The sequence below is a fragment of the Microvirga subterranea genome (assembly GCF_003350535.1).
Lineage (GTDB): Bacteria > Pseudomonadota > Alphaproteobacteria > Rhizobiales > Beijerinckiaceae > Microvirga > Microvirga subterranea.
In genome coordinates this window covers 48984-66933 of sequence record NZ_QQBB01000002.1, presented here as the reverse complement: position 1 = coordinate 66933, position 17950 = coordinate 48984, and the positions used below count along the sequence as shown (strand labels likewise).

Here is a 17950-nt window from a genome sequence, read left to right as displayed (position 1 = left end):
CGATTATCCTTTCAGCGCGTGCGCCATCTCGCTCGCGCCGTAACGTTCTTTCAGGGCTTTGACAACCAAAGCCATCTTCATGCTGAGCGACCCCTTCACGGTCACGGCATCGCCGGGACGGACCGCGGCGCAGACCGCATCGACCAGTTCGGCGGACGTTTCCGTATGGGCCGCGACCTTTCCGGCCGGAAGGGTGTCGACGAGGTTCTTCATCAGCTGACCGGCCGCGAAGACGAGGTCGATGCCATTGGCCTCGACCGCTTCCGCCAGTCCCTCATGAAGCTTCGGCCCCTCAGTGCCCAGCTCCTTCATGTCGCCCAGGACGGCGATGCGCCGCCCCTTCCCTTCGAGCTCCACGGCCCCGAGATTGGCGAGCGCCGCCCTCACCGAGGCCGGATTGGCGTTGTAGCTCTCGTCGATCAGCAGGGCCTCGCCGCCCCCGAGCGACAGCATGGTCCGCTCGCCGCGCCCTACCGGCGGCCTGAGATCCGAGAGGGTCAGGGCCACGAAGGTCACGTCGGCCCCCAAGGCATGGGCAGCCGCGAGAACGCTCAGCGAATTGAGGGCGATGTGCCGGCCCGGCGTGCCGATGCGGTAGGTCAGTGGCTGGCCGAAGATGCGCGCTTCCACGACCGACTGGTCTGGCCTGACCATGATGCGCTCGGCCCGGATGTCCGCCGCCTCGTGCTCGCCGAAGGTGAGGATCCGGCCCGCATTCGACGCCTGGGCGTGGGCGCGCATGCGCTCGAAATAGGCATTGTCGCGATTGATGACGGCCGTGCCGCCGGGCTCGATCCCGGAGAAGATCTCGCCCTTGGCATCGGCGATCCCCCAGATGGAGGGGAAGAACTCGATATGCACCGGCTCGACCGTGGTGATGACGGCCACGTGCGGCCGGACCATGGCGGTGAGCGGCTGGATCTCGCCGGCGTGGTTCATGCCGATCTCGAAGATCCCGAACCGGCTCTCGCGCGGGAAGCGCGCCAGCGTGAGGGGCACGCCCCAGTGGTTGTTGTAGGACGCGACGGAGGCATGGGTCTCGCCCTGGCGGGAGAGCGCGAGGCGCATGGCCTCCTTGGTGCCGGTCTTGCCGACCGAGCCCGTGACGGCGACGATGCGGGCCTGGCTGCGACGGCGGGCCGCCCGCCCGATCTGGCGCATGGCCTCCAGCACGTCAGGCACCACGATCAGCCGGTCGGAATCCTTGAAGGCGCCGGCCTTTTCCTCGGATACGACCGCCGCCGAAGCGCCCTTCTCCAGGGCCGCCGGCACGAAGTCGTGCCCGTCATGCACGTCGCCCCGGATGGCGAAATAGAGATCGCCCGGCTCCAGGGTGCGGGTGTCGATGGACGCGCCGGTGGCCTGCGCGAAGCCGCTCCCGACGCGGGCGCCGGTCGCAGCCGCGATCTCGTCCAGGGTCCAAAGGGGCGTGCTCATCCCTGCCTCTCCGCAATAGCCGCCCGCACTTCGTCGTGGTCCGAGAACGGCAGGGTCCGGTCGCCGATGATTTGGCCCGTTTCATGACCCTTGCCCGCCACGACCAGCACGTCGCCGGGGCGAAGGTCCCTGACGGCCGTTCGGATGGCCAGGGCCCGATCCCCGATTTCTTGGGCGCCGGGCGCAGCTTTCAAGACCTCGGCCCGGATGGCGGCCGGGTCCTCGGAGCGGGGATTGTCGTCGGTGACGATCACCAGATCGGCCTTTTCGGCCGCGATCCGGCCCATGAGCGGGCGCTTGCCCCGGTCCCGGTCGCCGCCGCAGCCGACGATGCAGACCAGGCGGCCGGACGTGAAGGGCCGCAGGGCGTCGAGCACATGGGCCAGGGCGTCGGGCTTGTGGGCGTAGTCGACGACGCACAGAGCGCCGTTGACCTCGCCGACCTGCTCCAGGCGGCCGGAGACGCCCCTGAGGCCCGCGAATCCCGCCAGGACCTCCTCGGCTCGGCTCTCGCCTTCGACCGCAAGCACGAGGCCAGCCGCCACGAGGGCGTTCTCGACCTGGAAGCCGCCCAGCAGCGGCAGCACCGTCTCGATCCTCCGGCCGAAGGCCTCGACCGTGAGGGCCTGCCGGAAGCCTTCGGGCTTCGCCTCGACCAGGTGGAGCGCCTCGCCCGCCGCTCCCGTGGTCATGAGGGTGAGGCCGCGCCGCTTCGCGCCGTCGAGGAAGACGTCCGCGAAAGGGCCGTCCGCGTTGATGACGGCAGGCGCCTCGTCGGGCACGAGCGTGTCGAACAGGCGCATCTTCGCGGCCGCATAGGCCTCGGTGGTGCCGTGGTAGTCGAGATGGTCGCGCCCGAGATTGGTGAAGCCCGCGGCGCTCAGGCGTACGCCGTCGAGGCGGCGCTGGTCGATGCCGTGGGACGAGGCCTCCATAGCGAGCCGCGTCACGCCGTCCGCGGCAAGGCGCGCGAGCGTCTGATGCAGGGAGATCGGATCGGGCGTGGTGAGCGAGCCGTAGGCCGCCCCGTCGGACGTGATGACCCCGAGGGTGCCGAGGCTGGCGGACTTGTAGCCGAGGACCGCGAAGAGTTGGCGCGTGAAGTCGGCCACCGAGCTCTTGCCGCTGGTGCCCGTGACGGCCACCACCTTCTCGGGCTGATTGTGATAGAAATGCATCGCCGCCAGCGCCAGGGTGCGGCGCACATCCGGCACCTGGACGTAGGCGACGCTGGCTGAGAGATCCGACGGACGCCCCGCTTCGCCCACGACCGCGACCGCGCCTGAGGCCGCCGCCTGCGGCACGAAGCTCATGCCGTCGGCCTTCGTGCCGGGCACGGCGAAGAACACGCTGCCGGGGCCGACCTTGCGGCTGTCGGACGCGATGGCGGAAACGCGGAGCGCCGCCTGGCTGTCCTCCGCGTCCGGAACGATGTCGCCGAGGGTGAGCGGCTTGGTCATGGCTTCGACCCCCAGGCGCCGAGGCGCGACATGAGCGGGAACGGATGCGCCGGCGCCTCGAAGCGCGGCGGGATGCCGAGAAGCGGCGCGACGCGCTCGATCACGTTGCCGGTCACCGGGCCGGCGTTCCAGCCGGCGGTCGAGAAGCCGTAGGTGCCTTCCACGGCCTGCGGCTCGTCCATGATGGTCAGGAAGACGTATTTCGGCTTGTCGGCCGGCACCACGGCCGTGAACGTGGTGAAGTTCTTATTCTTGGAATAGCGGCCGTTGATGACCTTTTCGGCGGTGCCGGTCTTGCCGCCCACGAAGAAGCCCGCGATGGCCGCCGAGGATGCGGAGCCCTGCGGCACCGACGCGTTGAGGCGCAGCACGTAGCGCATCGCCTCGCTGGTCTCGGGCTTGATGACCTGGAGCGCGGTCTGGCGCGCCTCCTCCGCGGTGCGCTTGAGGAAGGTCGGCTTGATGAGCATGCCGCCGTTGACGAGGGCGCCCACCGCCATGAGCGCCTGCAGCGGCGCGACCGCCAGGCCGTGGCCGAACGCGATCGTCATGGTGTTGAGCTCGCCCCAGCGCGGCGGGATGATCGGCGCGGCGTTCTCGGGCAGCTCGGTCTCGAGGCGGGCGAGCTGGCCCATCTTGCGCAGGAAGGCCTTGTGGCCCTCGACGCCGATGCCGAGCGCCATGCGGGCCGTGCCGATGTTCGACGAATGCACGAACACCTCCGGCGTCGTCAGCACGCGGTGCGTGGCGTGGTAGTCGCCGATGGTGAACTTGCCGTAGCGCAGGCCGGAGCGCGCATCGAAGCTTGAGTTGATGTTGTACTTGCCGGAATCGAGCGCCATCGCGACCGTGAGGGCCTTGAAGGTGGAGCCCATCTCGAACACGCCGACATTGATGCGGTTGATCTTGTCGTCCTGGAGCGCATCGACCGGGTTGTTGGGATCGAAGTCGGGCAGCGACACGAGGGCGATGATCTCGCCTGTGTTCACGTCGAGGACAGCGCCGGCCGTGGCCTTCGCCTTGAACTTCGCCATGCCCTTCTGGAGCTCGTCGCGCAGGGCGTGCTGCACGCGCAGATCCAGCGAGAGCTGCACCGGCTTCAGGTCCGCCGCCGAAATGGCGAAGCCCGCGCCGTTGAGGTCCTGCAGGCCCTGGCTGTCGATGTATTTCTCGATGCCGGCGATGCCGACGTTGTCCACGTTGGCGAAGCCGAGCACGTGCGCGGCCGCGACCGCGTTAGGATAGACGCGCTTGTTCTCAGGGAGAAAGCCCACGCCCGGGATGCCGAGGCGGTGCACCTCCGCCTGCTGGCGTGGCGTGATCTCGCGCTTGACCCAGACGAAGCCCTTCTTGGTGCCGAGCTTGTTGCGCAGGTCCGTGGCGTCGAGGTCGGGCAGGACGGCGGTGAGCAGCTCGACCGCCTCGTCCTTGTCGATGATGTTGCGCGGCTCGGCGAAGACCGACACCATCTTCACGTCGGTCGCGAGGACCTCGCCATTGCGGTCGACGATATCGGGACGCGCGGCCGAGATCTCCGACGAGGCGGCGCGGCGCACCGCGCTCGTGTTGTCGCTCGTCACGGCGAGGTACACGAGGCGCCCGCCGATGAGGCTGAACAGGCCCACAAAGCAGAGCGACGCGAAGCGGACGCGCGCCGTGCTCTTGTCGACGCGCAGGCGGAACAACTCGCGGGCATGGATGAGAAGGCCGCTCCTGGCGGGAGCGGTCGGACCCTGCGGTTCGATGTCGGGCTGTTGCAACACGGGCGTTACCGTCTCGGGGTTTGCGTGGTCGGCGTGCGGGACTCGCCGTTCTTGTCCTTGGGCGTCGTGGTCGGCCCGAACAGGCCGAGCGCCTCGAGCTTGCGCCCGATCTCGTCCTCGCGCTCGGGCCGGTTGGGCAGGTCGGACAGGCGGGCGAGCTGCTGGATCTTCAGGGGCTGGAGATCGAGATGCTGGTCGGCCGCCTCCTGGAGGCGGTCGGGCCTGTCGAGATACTGCCACTCCGCCTGCAGCACCGCGATGATGTCGCGCTCGCGCTGCACCTTGGATTTCAGCTTCGCGACCTGCTCCACATAATAGAGCGTGTCGTACTTGATCGTGTAGGCCCAGGCCGCCGATACGATCAGGGCCGTGATGGCGATGATGTGGAGCAGTCGGATCACCGGCGCCCTCCCCGTTTCTCGGCAGTCTGCGGCAGTTCCGCCAGCATGGTGATGGCGCTCAAGGGCTCCTGCGCGGGCGCGTCGGTGCGCGAGCCGGCGCGCAGCTTCGCCGAGCGGGCTCTTGGATTGCGTGCGACCTCCTCGTCACTCGGGACCACGGGCCCCTTCGTAACCGCCTCGAAGGTCGGCTCCGCCATGGCGGCGGCCGGCATGTGGCGCGAGCCCGCCGGCGCGCGTCCCGTGCGGGCCGCGAAGAACTGCTTCACGATCCGGTCCTCGAGCGAGTGGAAGGTGACGACCACGAGGCGGCCGCCCGGCTTGAGGATGCGCTCGGCCGCGTGCAGCGCGCGCACGAGCTCGCCCAGCTCATCGTTGACGGCGATGCGAAGTCCCTGGAACACGCGGGTCGCCGGATGGATGCCGTTCGGCTCCTGCCGGATGAGCGAGGCCACGAGATCCGCGAGCTCGCGGGTGGTCTCGATCGGCTTGCGGCGCCGCGCCTCGATGACGGCGCGCGCGACCGCGCGGGCGCGGCGCTCCTCGCCGTAGTGATAGAAGATGTCGGCCAGCTCCGCCTCGGAGGATTCGTTCACGAGGTCGGCGGCGCTCGGACCCGAACGCTCCATGCGCATGTCGAGCGGCCCCTCGCTGCGGAACGAGAAGCCGCGCTCGGCCTCGTCGAGCTGCATGGAGGACACGCCGATGTCGAGCACGACCCCGTCCACGCCCTCGAACCCTTGCGCCGTCGCGATCTCGTCGAGGTCGCCGAAGCGTCCGGGCACGAGCACGAGGCGCTTCTTCGCCTTCGCGACGAGCGCGGCGCCGCCTGCGATCGCATCGGGATCGCGGTCGATGGCGATGACGGTATTGCGTGGATGGGCGTCGAGAATGGCGCGGGTGTATCCGCCGGCGCCGAACGTGCCGTCGATGAACGTGCCGCCGCGCTTGACCTCAAGCGCCGAGCAGACCTCCGCCAGGAGCACAGGAACGTGACGGGTCGGTCCGCCAGCGGCTCCGGCTCCTGGGCCGTCGCCGCGTCCCATCATCGTTCCCGTACTCCTAGCGAGGTGTCCTGCACCATAGGTCGCTCCAAACTGCGGTTGCCCAGAACCTTCTTCAGATCCCGCACCTTCGCGCGCGCCCCCTCCAAGTACGCGCGAAACTGCTCCGGCTCCCAAATCTGGAACTTGTGGCCGAGCCCGACGAACGTCACCGTATCGCCGATCCCGGCATGCACTTTCACCGAGTCCGTCAGGATGACACGCCCTTCCGGATCGACCTTCAGGATTTCGCTGGTTCCGAACAACGCCGTCGACAACTGATCCCGCTCGTCCGAATAGGGCGACATCGTCGACAAGAACGCGTCGATCTCGTTCAGAAGCACGTTGCCTCCCGCGTCCAGAGCCGGCGCATCCAAGGCTGGATGCACGTAGAGCCCCTCGAACCCATCCCGGGCGAGCACCGCCCGAAAGGATGCCGGGATCGAGACGCGCCCCTTCGAATCCAACTTGTTGGTGAAATTGGACACGAAGCGGTTCATTGGCCGCAGCTTGCGCGCTCCTGATTGTCAGCCCCCCGACGGGCCGTTCTGGCCCGCCGCCGCCCGACGCCGATGCATACGCCTCTGTCCGAAGGTGGATGCCACCGCCTGTCTGGCGATGGGCGACCCCCTCGGGAGACACCGTCGACGGGATGATTTGGGATAACATGGGACAGTATGGTCGTCAACGGAACGGGGCTGTAACGAATGGCTGCCGGAAGGCACGCCCTATGAGAGTCGTTTAGGGTTAATGAACCGTAAGCAGCCCAACGGTTTGGCGCCGCGGGCATGAAAAAACTTACGTTTTGGGAGAGGTGTCAGCTGGCCTGTAAGCCGGGTTCTGTAGGGCCCGAGGCGAACCTCGGACGTGGCGACCATTCCTCTGGGACGGCCATTGCTGACCGCCTCAAGCAACCAACCCGGACGACGGGCCTGGAAACGGGCCTGGCGCGAACGCCTGTCGTCCCTATTCGGTTTTGCTCCTGGTGGGGTTTACCGTGCCGTCCGCATTACTGCGTCCGCGGTGCGCTCTTACCGCACCCTTTCACCCTTACCCCGGGGCCCGAAGGCTTGGCGGGGCGGTCTGCTTTCTGTGGCACTGTCCCTAGGGTTTCCCCCGCCGGACGTTATCCGGCACCGTGATTCCATGGAGCCCGGACTTTCCTCCCCGAGCGAACTCGGAGCGGCCGCCCGGCCAGCTGACGAGGGGATGTGGTGCACAAAGCAGGCCCGCGTCAAGACTCAAGGAGCCGCAGAACGCCGCAGGATCACTCGGCGGCCGCCGTAATGGTCTTCACCTTGGCGCAATAGGCGCGCGAAGCGGCCGTCATGGACTGGGTTCGGTGGCCGAACTGGTAGCGCAGGATCGTGCCGCAGGTGTCACCCCCGGCCAGGCTGTAGGCCTTGGCCAAGTACTTCAGACCGTACTGCAGGTTGGTCTCGGCATCGAACAGTCCCGCCGCATCGCCCTTGTAGCCCAGGGACTGCGCCGTGCGGAGGTTGACCTGGGTCAGGCCGAGATTGCCGCCGTTACGGGCACGGGCGTTATAGCGGCTCTCGAGGCGCACGACCGCGTCGGCGAGCTCGAACGGCAGGGAATTTTCCGACGCATAGCGGGCGATCAGCGGCTTCAGGGCGCCCGCATGGGCGGCGTCGGACACCCGGGCGCCGGATTTCCCGGCCACGAGGCCGATGGCGGACCCAAGTGATTCGCCCTCGCCTCCGTCATCCGTGCCGGCAGCGGCGCGCGCGGCGGCTTTGGCGTCCTTCTTCGACGCCGGCTTCTCGGCTACGGCCGCTTCCGCCGAGACCTCAACCGGCTCCGCCGCAGGCTGTACGGCTTGCATGCTCTCGATTTCTTGAGGAGCGACGAGGCTCGGGCCATCGCCGCTTTCAGCGCGAGCATGGGTCGCCACCGCAAGTGCAATTGCACCCAAAACCGCGACCACCACGGTCCTCAAGAAATGTCGCCAAGTCATCCACAAACCTCGCAGGAAGATAGTCGCGAAATTCGGTGGGTGCTGGCGAATTGAGGCGAAGATGTGACTTGATTATACGCAACTGTGTTCGCAAGTATACGAAGCTAGACAATATTAGTCTTCGTAGACTAAGGAAGCTTAGCCGTAGTACGTAACCCGAATGAGGGAAAATTTTCTACGGAAGACCCGCCTCGCCGGGAACCCTTTCCCCCGTGGAGAGTTGGCGAGTTGGTAAGGCCAAGCTAGATAGGGCTGGGCGGCCTACAGCCCACAGGAAACAGGGAAGCTTCCATGAAGAAGATCATCACAGCGATTGCCGCCGGCGCGCTCACCCTTTCGATGGCAGCATGCAATACGCCCGGCGAACGCGCCGTGGGCGGCGCTGCGATCGGCGGCCTTGCCGGTGCGGCCATCGGCGGCGCAGCCACGGGCCGTGGCAGCGGCGCTCTCGCGGGTGCTGCGATCGGCGCTGCGGGTGGTGCGATCGTCGGCGCCAGCACGGCTCCGGCTCGTCCGGCCTGCCCCTACGGAACTTACCAGGACGTCTACGGCAACATCTACTGCCGCTGATCGGGACCCTACATTCTTTTTGGAGGCCGGAACCCGTTCCGGCCTCTTTGCTTTTGACGTGTCTTGAGCGTACCACTCAATGACGATGATTCAGTCAATCTGGGGCAAGCTGGGCGGCGCGGGCATCGGACTCGCGCTCGGGGGTCCGATCGGCGCCCTGCTCGGCGGCGTAGCCGGTCACATGCTTGTGGATCGCGAAGGCGCGCCGTTTGGGCGCCCGCCGCGCGATGTCCTGTTCACCATGGGGCTCGTGGCCCTGTCGGCCAAGATGGCGAAGGCCGACGGCATCGTGGTCGACCGGGAGATCAAGGCCTTCGAGCAGGTGGTCGAGGTTCCGGCCGAGGAGCACGACCGCGTCTCCCGCCTGTTCCGCCTCGCCATGGAAACCACCGACGGCTTCGAGGCCTATGCGCAGCAGATCGCCGATGCCTTCAAGGACGAGCCAGCGCTCCTCGAGGACGTGCTCGACGGTCTCTTCCACATCGCGAAGGCGGACGAGGCGGTGCACGAGGCCGAGTTCGCCTACGTGAAGGACGTGGCGACGATCTTCTCCTTCAGCCAGCAGGATTTCGAGCGGATCGCGGCCCGCCACGTGCGCCTCGCCGACGACCCGTATCTGATCCTCAACGCCAGCCGCGACATGAGCGACGATGAGCTGAAGCGGCATTACCGCAAGCTCGTGGCCGAGAACCATCCCGACCGGGAGATTGCCCGCGGGCTTCCGCCGGAGGCCGTGAAGATCGCCACCGAACGGCTCGCCACCATCAATGCCGCCTGGGAGCGCATCGCGGCCGAACGGAAGATCGGGTGACGCGATGAGCCCTCCCCTGACTCCCGAGAGTTCGGTCGCCGCGAAGGTCTTTCCCTCGCCGAACCACGGGGAGCGGAAGGACGGCCTGCGCCCCACCATGCTGGTGCTGCACTACACCGGCATGCCCGATTCCGGCGAGGCGCTGCAATGGCTGTGCAACCCGGTCTCGCAGGTCTCGGCCCATTACTTCGTGTTCGAGGACGGGCGCGTGCTGCAGATGGTGCCCGAGGCGCGCCGCGCCTGGCATGCGGGCGTCTCGACCTGGGACGGCGAGACCGACATCAATTCCCGCTCGATCGGCATCGAGATCGCCAATCCGGGGCATCCGGGCGGGCTGCCGCCCTTCCCCGACGCGCAGATCGAGAGCGTGATCGCGCTCACCCGGGACATCGTGACTCGCTGGCGCATCCCGGCCGTTCGGGTGCTCGGCCATTCCGACGTGGCGCCGGGCCGCAAGCTCGACCCGGGCGAGACATTTCCCTGGGAGAGCCTCCACCGCGCCGGCGTGGGCCACTGGGTGCCGCCCGCTCCCATGCGGGACGGGCGCTTCTTCTCACGCGGCGACCAGGGCATGCCCATCGAGGCGCTCCAGGCTATGCTCGCCATGTACGGCTACGGCCTCAGGATCAACGGCACCTTCGACGAGGACACGGAAAAGGTCGTGGCGGCCTTCCAACGGCATTTCCGGCCCGAGCGCGTGGATGGCGTCGCCGATGCCTCGACCATCACCACCCTGCGGAACCTCATCGCCGCCCGGCCGCCGATTGCGACCGCATGACAAAGAGTTAACTCGAACTCGAACGAGATTTCGGCCACAATTCCCCCTCAAGGCCATGGTGGTCTTCGCGGGGATTTCGCCGGTGCGTCGGGTCTGGTTCTGGGTTGTGGTTGTTCTGGCGCTCGCCGGCGCCGCGGGGTTCTTCCTGTGGCGCCCCACGGGCGGCAACGCGTCCGATGCGGCCTACCGGCTCGCCAGCGCCGACCGGGGCACGATCGTCGCCAGCGTCCGCGCCACCGGAACGCTCAACCCCGTCACCACCGTTCTCGTCGGCTCGCAGCTCTCCGGCCAGGTGGTCGAGATCCTGGCCGACTACAACACCCCCGTGAAGGAAGGCCAGGTCGTCGCGCGCCTCTATTCGGAGCAGATCAAGTCCCGCCGCGACGCCGCGCAGGCTGACCTCGCGCAGGCCCAGGCCGACCGGGACACCAAGCGGGCGCAGATCGACAAGGCGAGGTCTGCCCTCCAGCGCGCGGAGGCGGTCGCGCTCGATCTCGCGGCCCAGCGCGACAAGGCCCGGGCGCAGTTCGAGGACGCCCAGCGCAACTTCGAGCGGCAGACCACCCTGAACGCCCGCGCCGTCGGCGCCCAGGCCACCCTCGAGCAGGCGGAAACGCAGGTTGCCGTCCAGAAGGCCGCCCTCGCCTCGGCGGAGGCCCAGATCGCCTCCAACAAAGCCGAGACGGTAGGCCTGAAGGCGGACGTCGCCCTGGCGGAGGCCGGCCTCAAATCGGCCGAGGCGCTCATCCTGCAGCGTCAGGCCAAGCTGAAGGACATCGAGATCGACCTCGCCCGCACGGACATCCGCTCCCCGGTGGACGGCGTGGTGGTCAAGCGCGACATCGAGCTGGGCCAGACGGTGGCGGCCTCACTCTCGGCCCCGACGCTCTTCACCATCGCGCAGGACCTGCGGGAGATCGACATCTACGCCAATATCGACGAGGCCGACGTAGGGCTCCTCAAGCCCGACCAGCACGTGACCTTCACGGTCAACGCCTATCCGAACCGCAGCTTCGACGGCACCGTGCGCATGGTGCGGCTCGGTGCGCAGACGGTGCAGAACGTGGTGACCTACACGGCGGTCATCGGCGTGAAGAACCAGGATCTCGCGCTCCTGCCTGGCATGACGGCCAATCTCCAGATCATCACCGACGAGCGGGAGAACGTGCTCCGCATTCCCAACGCCGCCCTGCGGTTCCGGCCCGCGCAGCCGGTGGCCGTGGCGGCCGACGGCTCCGCGCCGCGGCAGCAGGCCGGACGACGCTCACGGGAGCCGGCGACAGCGGAGGCCGACGAGGGCAGCAGCGCCCGCGTCTACCGCCTGGCGGCCGACGGTTCGCCGCAGGCCGTGCCGATCCGCGTCGGCGCGACCGACGGCAGCTACACCGAAGTGCTGCGCGGCGGGCTGAAGGAAGGCGATGCGGTGATCGTCGGTGCGGGCTCGCGCGGCGGATCGGAACCTGGCGGATCGCGGCCGGGCGCACGCCCGCGGCCGCCCCGGATGTTCTGAGGACCGGGCCATGGCGCTCATCGAAACGCGCGATCTCGGACGGGTGTACGACCTCGATGCCGGCCGCGTCGTGGCGCTCGACCACGTCTCCCTCGACGTCGACGAGGGCGACTTCGTCGCAGTCATGGGGCCGTCGGGCTCGGGCAAGTCCACGTTCATGAACCTGATCGGCTGCCTCGACAGACCCACTCACGGCACCTACCGGCTCGCCGGCACCGCGGTCGAGACTCTGGATGCGAACGGACTCGCGCGGCTGCGCAACAGGGAGATCGGCTTCGTGTTCCAGCAGTTCAACCTGCTGCCCCGCGTCGATGCGCTCGGCAACGTGGCGCTGCCGATGGTCTATGCGGGCGTCGACCGCCGGACCCGGCGCGAAAAGGCTCACGCCGCATTGGCCCGCGTCGGCCTCGCCGAGCGCTGGCATCACCGTCCGATGCAGCTCTCCGGCGGCCAACAGCAGCGCGTCGCCATTGCGCGCGCCCTCGTGAACGGGCCCAAGCTCCTGCTCGCCGACGAGCCGACCGGCGCCCTCGACAGCCGCACCGCGGCGGAGATCCTCTGGCTGTTCCAGGAGCTGAACCGCGAAGGCGTGACGGTGGTCCTCGTCACCCACGACGCCGATGTGGGCCGCCATGCCCGCCGCCTTGTTCGCTTCAAGGACGGGCGCGTGCTGGAGGATCACCGCCAGACGCCGCTCGATGCGCGCGACCTCATCGCGGCGGAGAGCGCCGCATGAGACTGGTTGAAGCGATCCGCTCCGCCCTCTCGGCCATCGCGGCGAATGCCCTGCGCAGCCTGCTCACCATGCTGGGCATCGTGATCGGCGTCGCGGCCGTCATCGCCATGGTGGCGATCGGGTCCGGCGCGCGAAACCTCGTCGACCAGCAGATCCGCTCCCTCGGCGCCAACCTCGCCATCGTGACGCCTGGCAACGTCACCCAGGGCGGCGCGCGCCTCGGCGCAGGCGCGGCCTCGACGCTCACGAGCGACGACGCGGAGGCGATCCGGCGCGAGGTCGACGGGGTCGTGGCGGCCGCGCCCTTCGTGCAGGGCGGCGCGCAGGTGGTCGCCGGCGCGAGCAACTGGGGTACGCGCATCTACGGCGTCGATCTCGACTGGTTCCAGGCCCGCGAATGGGACGTGGCGACCGGCCGGGGCTTCGATCCGGAGGAGGTGCGCCGGGGCGACATTGTGATCATCCTGGGCCAGACCGTCGCCCGCAACCTGTTCGGCGAGGACGATCCGATCGACCAGACGGTGCGCGTGCGAAACGTGCCGTTCCGGGTGATCGGCGTCATGGCCCCGAAGGGACAGTCCGCCTTCGGGCAGGACCAGGACGACGTGATCTTCGTGCCGCTCGATGCGGGCCGCCGCCGCGTGATCGGTCGCAACTACGCCAAGGACGGCTCGGTGGGATCAATCTTCGTGAAGTTCGCCAATGAGGAGGAGATCGAGCCTGGCATCGAGACCATGACTGCCCTGCTGCGCCAGCGGCACCGGATCGTCGGCGAGCAGGAGGACGACTTCTCCATCCGCAACCTGACCGAGATCGCCAACACGGCCTCGGCCTCCGCCAACACGCTCTCCATGCTGCTCGCCGCCGTCGCGGCGGTGTCGCTGCTCGTGGGCGGCATCGGCATCATGAACATCATGCTGGTCTCCGTGACGGAACGCACCCGCGAGATCGGCCTGCGGCTCGCGGTCGGCGCGCGCCCGCGCGACATCCTCAGCCAGTTCCTGATCGAGGCTACGACGCTCTCCACCATCGGCGGCGCGCTCGGCGTCGGGCTGGGCGCAGGCGCAGCCTATTTAGTGGCGCAGCTCGCCGGCTGGCCATCGCTGGTCTCGACCAACGCCATCATCCTGGCGGTCGGCTTCTCGGCGCTGGTGGGCATCTTCTTCGGCTTCTACCCGGCGCAGCGCGCCGCACGGCTCGACCCCATCGAGGCCCTGCGGCGGGAATGAGACTTAGATCGGCTCGGCCTTGGCGTAGATCTTCTGCGGCGGCTTGGCGAAGTACTTGAACAGCGCCGGGCAGAGCCAGCCCTCGCGGTTCTTGCCCTCCTCCCGGTACCAGTTCCCGCCATACTCCTCCCGCAGCAGGGTCAGCTCGACCTGGTAGCCTGGGAACGGCGCGGTGGAGAAGATCAGCCGGAAGCCGTTCGGTGCGTTCGGGATGTTCCTCACCGCATCGTCGATCATCTGCGGGATGCCGGACACGAAGGGCTCGCGCACGAGCCCCACGGCCGGATCGTCGAACACCCAGGTGCCGTGCGAGCGGTAGGGCTGGATGACGAGGAGGGCGTTGGCGGGAGGGGTGGAGACGTCCATGGCGACACCGATCAGAGGAAACGATCCTCTGATTTGGGTCGTCGTCCGGCCTCACGCCACCGGTCGCGTCACTCCGCCGCCATCGCCCGGTAGCGGGCCGGATCGTAGTTGAGGACCGGCGAGAGCCAGCGCTCCACCTCCGGGATGCTCATGCCCTTGCGCGCCGCGTAGTCTTCGACCTGGTCGCGCTCGACCTTGGCGACGCCGAAGTAATAGGCCTCCGGATGCGACAGGTAGAGGCCCGACACGGACGAGCCCGGCCACATGGCGTAGGATTCGGTGAGCGCCACGCCGATCCGGCGCTCCGCCCCGAGCAGGTCGAACAGGGTGGCCTTCTCGGTGTGGTCGGGCTGGGCCGGATAGCCGGGAGCCGGGCGGATGCCCTGGTATTCCTCGCGGATCAGGTCCTCGTTAGAGCAAGCCTCGTCCGGGGCATAGGCCCAGAATTCCGTGCGCACGCGCTGGTGCATGCGCTCCGCGAAGGCCTCCGCGAGACGGTCGGCGAGCGCCTTCACCAGGATCGACTGATAGTCGTCGTTCGCGCGCTCGAACCGCTCCGCGATGCGGACCTCCTCGATGCCGGACGTCACGACGAAGCCGCCCACGTAATCCGCCTTGCCGCTCTCGACGGGCGCCACGAAATCCGACAGGCACAGGTTCGGCTTGCCGTCGCGCTTGGTAAGCTGCTGGCGCAGGCCGTGGAAGGTGGCGAGCGTCTCGGACCGGCTCTCGCCCGTGAAGAGGCGGATGTCGTCGCCGATCGCGTTGGCGGGCCAGAAGCCGATCACGGCCTTCGGGTTGAACCAGCGCTCGTCCACGAGGCGCTTGAGCATGGCCTGCGCGTCCTCGAAGAGCTGGCGTGCCGCCTCGCCCTGCTCGGCATCCTCCAGGATCGCCGGATAGCGCCCCTTCAGCTCCCAGGTCTGGAAGAAGGGCGTCCAGTCGATATAGGGCACGAGCTCGGCCACGTCATAGCTGCGGAACACGCGGGCGCCCGTGAAAGTGGGCTTCGGCGGCTGGTAGGACGACCAGTCGAACTTCGGCGCGTTGGCGCGGGCCTTCTCGATCGGCAGCCGCTGCTTGTCGGCCTCGGAGCGGGCATGGGCGTCCGCCACCTTGCGGTACTCGGCCTGGATCGTCTCGACATAAGCGCCCTTCATCTCGGGCGAGATGAGCGAGGACACCACGCCGACCGCGCGGCTCGCATCGGTCACGTAGACCGCCTGGCCCTTGCTGTAGTTCGGGTGGATCTTCACCGCCGTATGCACGCGGCTCGTGGTGGCGCCGCCGATGAGTAGCGGGATGTCGAAGCCCTCGCGCTCCATCTCGCTCGCCACGTTGACCATCTCGTCGAGGGACGGCGTGATGAGCCCCGACAACCCGATGATGTCGACGTTCTCCTTGCGGGCGGTCTCCAGGATCTTCTGGGCCGGCACCATGACGCCGAGATCGATGACCTCGTAGTTGTTGCAGGCCAGAACCACGCCGACGATGTTCTTGCCGATGTCGTGGACGTCGCCCTTCACGGTCGCCATCAGCACCTTGCCGGCGGCGGACCGCGCGGCCGCGCCGGAGCCTTCCTTCTCGGCCTCCATGAACGGCATGAGATAGGCCACAGCCTGCTTCATCACGCGGGCGGACTTGACCACCTGCGGCAGGAACATCTTGCCCGCCCCGAAGAGGTCGCCGACCACGTTCATGCCGGCCATGAGCGGGCCTTCGATCACGTGCAGCGGACGCTCGGCGGCCTGTCGCGCTTCTTCCGTGTCCTGCTCGATGAATTCGGTGATGCCGTTGACGAGCGCGTGCTCCAGGCGCTTCGCGACCGGCCAGGAGCGCCATTCGAGATCGGCGGTTTTCACCGCACCCGCACCGTCGCCCTTGAAGCGGGGCGCGGCCTCGAGGAGGCGCTCGGTCGCGTCGGGACGGCGGTTGAGCACCACGTCCTCGCAGAGCTCGCGCAGCTCCGGGTCGATCTCGTCGTAGACGGCGAGCTGGCCCGCGTTCACGATGCCCATGTCCATGCCGACCTTGATGGCGTGGAACAGGAACACCGAGTGCATGGCCTCGCGCACCGGCTCGTTGCCGCGGAACGAGAACGAGAGGTTCGACACGCCACCCGAGATGTGGGCGTGCGGCAGCGTCTCGCGGATGATGCGGGTCGCTTCGATGAACGCAACGCCGTAGCCGTTATGCTCCTCGATGCCAGTCGCGACCGCGAAGACGTTGGGATCGAAGATGATGTCCTCGGGCGGGAAGCCGACCTCCTCGGTGAGGATCTTGTACGCGCGGGTGCAGATCTCGACCTTGCGCTCCAGCGTGTCCGCCTGGCCCTGCTCGTCGAAGGCCATCACGACGACCGCGGCGCCGTAGGAGCGGCAGATCCGCGCCTGCTCGATGAAGGCCTCGACGCCCTCCTTCATGGAGATCGAGTTGACGATCGCCTTGCCCTGGATGCACTTCAGGCCGGCCTCGATCACGTGGAACTTCGACGAGTCGACCATGACCGGCACGCGGGCGATGTCCGGCTCGCCGGCCACGAGGTTGAGGAACTCGACCATGGCCTTCTCGGAATCGAGCAGGCCCTCGTCCATGTTCACGTCGATGATCTGCGCGCCGTTCGCCACCTGGTCGCGCGCCACGTCGAGGGCGGCTGCGTAATCGCCGTTGGTGACGAGCTTGCGGAACTTGGCGGAGCCCGTGACGTTCGTGCGCTCGCCCACGTTCACGAACGGGATGTCCGGCGTCAGCACGAAGGGCTCGAGGCCCGAGAGGCGCATCAGCGGCTTTGCCTCAGGCACTTGGCGCGGCGCCTTGCCGGCGACCGCTTCCGCGATGGCGCGGATATGGGCCGGCGTCGTGCCGCAGCAGCCGCCGACCACGTTGACGAGGCCCGCATCGGCGAACTCCGCCAGCATTCGGGCCGTGGCCTCCGGGCGTTCGTCATAGAGGCCGAACTCGTTCGGCAGGCCCGCATTCGGATAGGCGCAGACCAGGGTGTCGGCGACCTTGCCGATCTCCTGGATGTGCGCACGCATCTCGCGGGCGCCCAGCGCGCAGTTGAGGCCGACGGAGAACGGCTCGGCATGGCGCACCGAATGCCAGAAGGCGGTCGGCGTCTGGCCCGAGAGCGTGCGGCCGGACAGGTCCGTGATCGTGCCCGAGATCATGATCGGCAGCGTCACGCCGCGCTCGGCGAAGACCTGCTGCGTGGCGACGATCGCCGCCTTGGCGTTGAGCGTGTCGAAGATCGTTTCGATGAGGATGATCTCCGACCCGCCGTCGATGAGCCCCCTCACCTGCTCGGCATACGATTCGCGAACCTGATCGAACGTCACCGCGCGATAGCCCGGGTTGTTCACGTCCGGCGAGATCGAGAGCGTGCGGTTCGTCGGGCCGACGGCGCCGGCCACGAAGCGGCGGCGGCCATCCTCTCTCTCGGCCAGGATCGCGGCCTCGCGGGCCAGCCGCGAGCCCTCGTAGTTCAGCTCGTAGACGATCTCCTCCATGCCGTAATCGGCCTGGGCGATGGAGGTGCCCGAGAAGGTGTTGGTCTCGACGATGTCGGCGCCGGCGCGGAAATAGGCGAGATGAACGTCGCGCACCGCATCGGGCTGGGTGAGGATGAGAAGGTCGTTGTTGCCCTTGACGTCCTGCTTCCAGTCCTTGAAGCGCTCAGCCCTGAAATCCTTCTCCGAGAACCGGTAGCTCTGCAGCTCGGTGCCCATGGCGCCGTCCAGCACGAGGATTCGCTGCGACGCGGCTTCGCGAAGCGCCTTCAGGACATCGGCACCATCGGCGGGAGAAGGAGTGAGAGTCGTCATGTTCTTTTCTTTCGCCGAGGCAACGCGGCCGGGCATGAGGAGGAGGC

15 protein-coding genes and 1 other RNA gene are annotated in these 17950 nt (G+C 68.0%); 6 read left to right on the top strand and 10 right to left on the bottom strand.

All coding sequences use genetic code 11. From position 1 onward, the window contains the following. Positions 1-3: 3 nt before the first annotated feature. From DES45_RS05025 to DES45_RS04990, 8 genes are all read right to left on the bottom strand, one after another. The gene (locus DES45_RS05025; protein WP_114768910.1) at positions 4-1437 is read right to left on the bottom strand and encodes a UDP-N-acetylmuramoylalanyl-D-glutamyl-2,6-diaminopimelate--D-alanyl-D-alanine ligase; all 1434 of its coding nucleotides are present in this window, start codon (positions 1435-1437) and stop codon (positions 4-6) included. Continuing rightward, a complete protein-coding gene (locus DES45_RS05020) occupies positions 1434-2897 on the bottom strand; it encodes a UDP-N-acetylmuramoyl-L-alanyl-D-glutamate--2,6-diaminopimelate ligase (RefSeq protein WP_114768909.1) in 1464 nt (487 codons plus the stop codon). The genes DES45_RS05025 and DES45_RS05020 overlap by 4 nt, the downstream gene beginning before the upstream one ends. Then, positions 2894-4660 carry a peptidoglycan D,D-transpeptidase FtsI family protein gene (locus DES45_RS05015; protein WP_114768908.1) on the bottom strand — a complete coding sequence of 589 codons (1767 nt, stop codon included), beginning with the start codon at positions 4658-4660 and terminating at the stop codon, positions 2894-2896. The genes DES45_RS05020 and DES45_RS05015 overlap by 4 nt, the downstream gene beginning before the upstream one ends. Positions 4661-4665: 5 nt before the next feature. After that, a complete protein-coding gene (ftsL, locus tag DES45_RS05010; protein ID WP_114768907.1) occupies positions 4666-5061 on the bottom strand; it encodes a cell division protein FtsL in 396 nt (131 codons plus the stop codon). Next, positions 5058-6107, bottom strand: coding sequence for a 16S rRNA (cytosine(1402)-N(4))-methyltransferase RsmH (rsmH, locus tag DES45_RS05005; RefSeq protein ID WP_114768906.1), 1050 nt, complete (start codon positions 6105-6107; stop codon positions 5058-5060). The genes ftsL and rsmH overlap by 4 nt, the downstream gene beginning before the upstream one ends. Continuing rightward, on the bottom strand, positions 6104-6601 hold the full coding sequence (locus DES45_RS05000; RefSeq protein WP_114768905.1) for a division/cell wall cluster transcriptional repressor MraZ: 498 nt from the start codon (positions 6599-6601) through the stop codon (positions 6104-6106). Before DES45_RS05000 ends, rsmH begins: the two co-directional genes overlap by 4 nt. Positions 6602-6914: 313 nt before the next feature. Beyond that, an RNA gene (rnpB, locus tag DES45_RS04995) (RNase P RNA component class A) lies at positions 6915-7303 on the bottom strand. Between the two features lie 65 nt (positions 7304-7368). Next, the gene (locus DES45_RS04990) at positions 7369-8079 is read right to left on the bottom strand and encodes a lytic transglycosylase domain-containing protein (protein ID WP_114768904.1); all 711 of its coding nucleotides are present in this window, start codon (positions 8077-8079) and stop codon (positions 7369-7371) included. A 291-nt stretch (positions 8080-8370) separates the two neighbouring features. On the opposite strand from DES45_RS04990, the gene DES45_RS04985 reads away from it, so the two are divergent. The 6 genes from DES45_RS04985 to DES45_RS04960 all read left to right on the top strand — a co-directional run bounded on the left by DES45_RS04985 (position 8371) and on the right by DES45_RS04960 (position 13713). Then, complete coding sequence (locus DES45_RS04985) at positions 8371-8649, top strand: glycine zipper domain-containing protein (protein WP_114768903.1); 279 nt, start codon at positions 8371-8373, stop codon at positions 8647-8649. An 85-nt stretch (positions 8650-8734) separates the two neighbouring features. After that, a complete protein-coding gene (locus DES45_RS04980) occupies positions 8735-9460 on the top strand; it encodes a J domain-containing protein (protein ID WP_114769429.1) in 726 nt (241 codons plus the stop codon). A 4-nt stretch (positions 9461-9464) separates the two neighbouring features. Continuing rightward, the gene (locus tag DES45_RS04975; RefSeq protein WP_114768902.1) at positions 9465-10238 is read left to right on the top strand and encodes an N-acetylmuramoyl-L-alanine amidase; all 774 of its coding nucleotides are present in this window, start codon (positions 9465-9467) and stop codon (positions 10236-10238) included. Between the two features lie 82 nt (positions 10239-10320). Continuing rightward, positions 10321-11748: an efflux RND transporter periplasmic adaptor subunit gene (locus DES45_RS04970; RefSeq protein ID WP_147282346.1), complete on the top strand. Its 1428-nt coding sequence runs from the start codon at positions 10321-10323 to the stop codon at positions 11746-11748. A 10-nt stretch (positions 11749-11758) separates the two neighbouring features. Further along, positions 11759-12484: an ABC transporter ATP-binding protein gene (locus DES45_RS04965; RefSeq protein ID WP_114768900.1), complete on the top strand. Its 726-nt coding sequence runs from the start codon at positions 11759-11761 to the stop codon at positions 12482-12484. Then, positions 12481-13713 carry an ABC transporter permease gene (locus DES45_RS04960; protein ID WP_114768899.1) on the top strand — a complete coding sequence of 411 codons (1233 nt, stop codon included), beginning with the start codon at positions 12481-12483 and terminating at the stop codon, positions 13711-13713. The genes DES45_RS04965 and DES45_RS04960 overlap by 4 nt, the downstream gene beginning before the upstream one ends. 3 nt (positions 13714-13716) lie before the next feature. On the opposite strand, the gene DES45_RS04955 is transcribed toward DES45_RS04960, so the two are convergent. Continuing rightward, positions 13717-14079 (bottom strand): DUF6717 family protein, encoded by a 363-nt coding sequence (locus tag DES45_RS04955; protein WP_114768898.1) that lies wholly within the window; start codon positions 14077-14079, stop codon positions 13717-13719. 68 nt (positions 14080-14147) lie between these two features. Continuing rightward, positions 14148-17903, bottom strand: a complete 3756-nt coding sequence (gene metH / locus DES45_RS04950) for a methionine synthase (protein WP_114769428.1) — start codon at positions 17901-17903, stop codon at positions 14148-14150. Positions 17904-17950 lie beyond the last annotated feature (47 nt).

What these genes read in the sequence shown, in the direction of transcription:
- DES45_RS05025 (WP_114768910.1), bottom strand. Translation starts at nt 1,437, where the DNA reads ATGAGCACGCCCCTTTGGACCCTGGACGAGATCGCGGCTGCGACCGGC.
- DES45_RS05020 (WP_114768909.1), bottom strand. Translation starts at nt 2,897, where the DNA reads ATGACCAAGCCGCTCACCCTCGGCGACATCGTTCCGGACGCGGAGGAC.
- rsmH (WP_114768906.1), bottom strand. Translation starts at nt 6,107, where the DNA reads ATGATGGGACGCGGCGACGGCCCAGGAGCCGGAGCCGCTGGCGGACCG.
- DES45_RS05000 (WP_114768905.1), bottom strand. Translation starts at nt 6,601, where the DNA reads ATGAACCGCTTCGTGTCCAATTTCACCAACAAGTTGGATTCGAAGGGG.
- DES45_RS04990 (WP_114768904.1), bottom strand. Translation starts at nt 8,079, where the DNA reads ATGACTTGGCGACATTTCTTGAGGACCGTGGTGGTCGCGGTTTTGGGT.
- DES45_RS04985 (WP_114768903.1), top strand. Translation starts at nt 8,371, where the DNA reads ATGAAGAAGATCATCACAGCGATTGCCGCCGGCGCGCTCACCCTTTCG.
- DES45_RS04980 (WP_114769429.1), top strand. Translation starts at nt 8,735, where the DNA reads ATGATTCAGTCAATCTGGGGCAAGCTGGGCGGCGCGGGCATCGGACTC.
- DES45_RS04975 (WP_114768902.1), top strand. Translation starts at nt 9,465, where the DNA reads ATGAGCCCTCCCCTGACTCCCGAGAGTTCGGTCGCCGCGAAGGTCTTT.
- DES45_RS04965 (WP_114768900.1), top strand. Translation starts at nt 11,759, where the DNA reads ATGGCGCTCATCGAAACGCGCGATCTCGGACGGGTGTACGACCTCGAT.
- DES45_RS04960 (WP_114768899.1), top strand. Translation starts at nt 12,481, where the DNA reads ATGAGACTGGTTGAAGCGATCCGCTCCGCCCTCTCGGCCATCGCGGCG.
- DES45_RS04955 (WP_114768898.1), bottom strand. Translation starts at nt 14,079, where the DNA reads ATGGACGTCTCCACCCCTCCCGCCAACGCCCTCCTCGTCATCCAGCCC.
- metH (WP_114769428.1), bottom strand. Translation starts at nt 17,903, where the DNA reads ATGACGACTCTCACTCCTTCTCCCGCCGATGGTGCCGATGTCCTGAAG.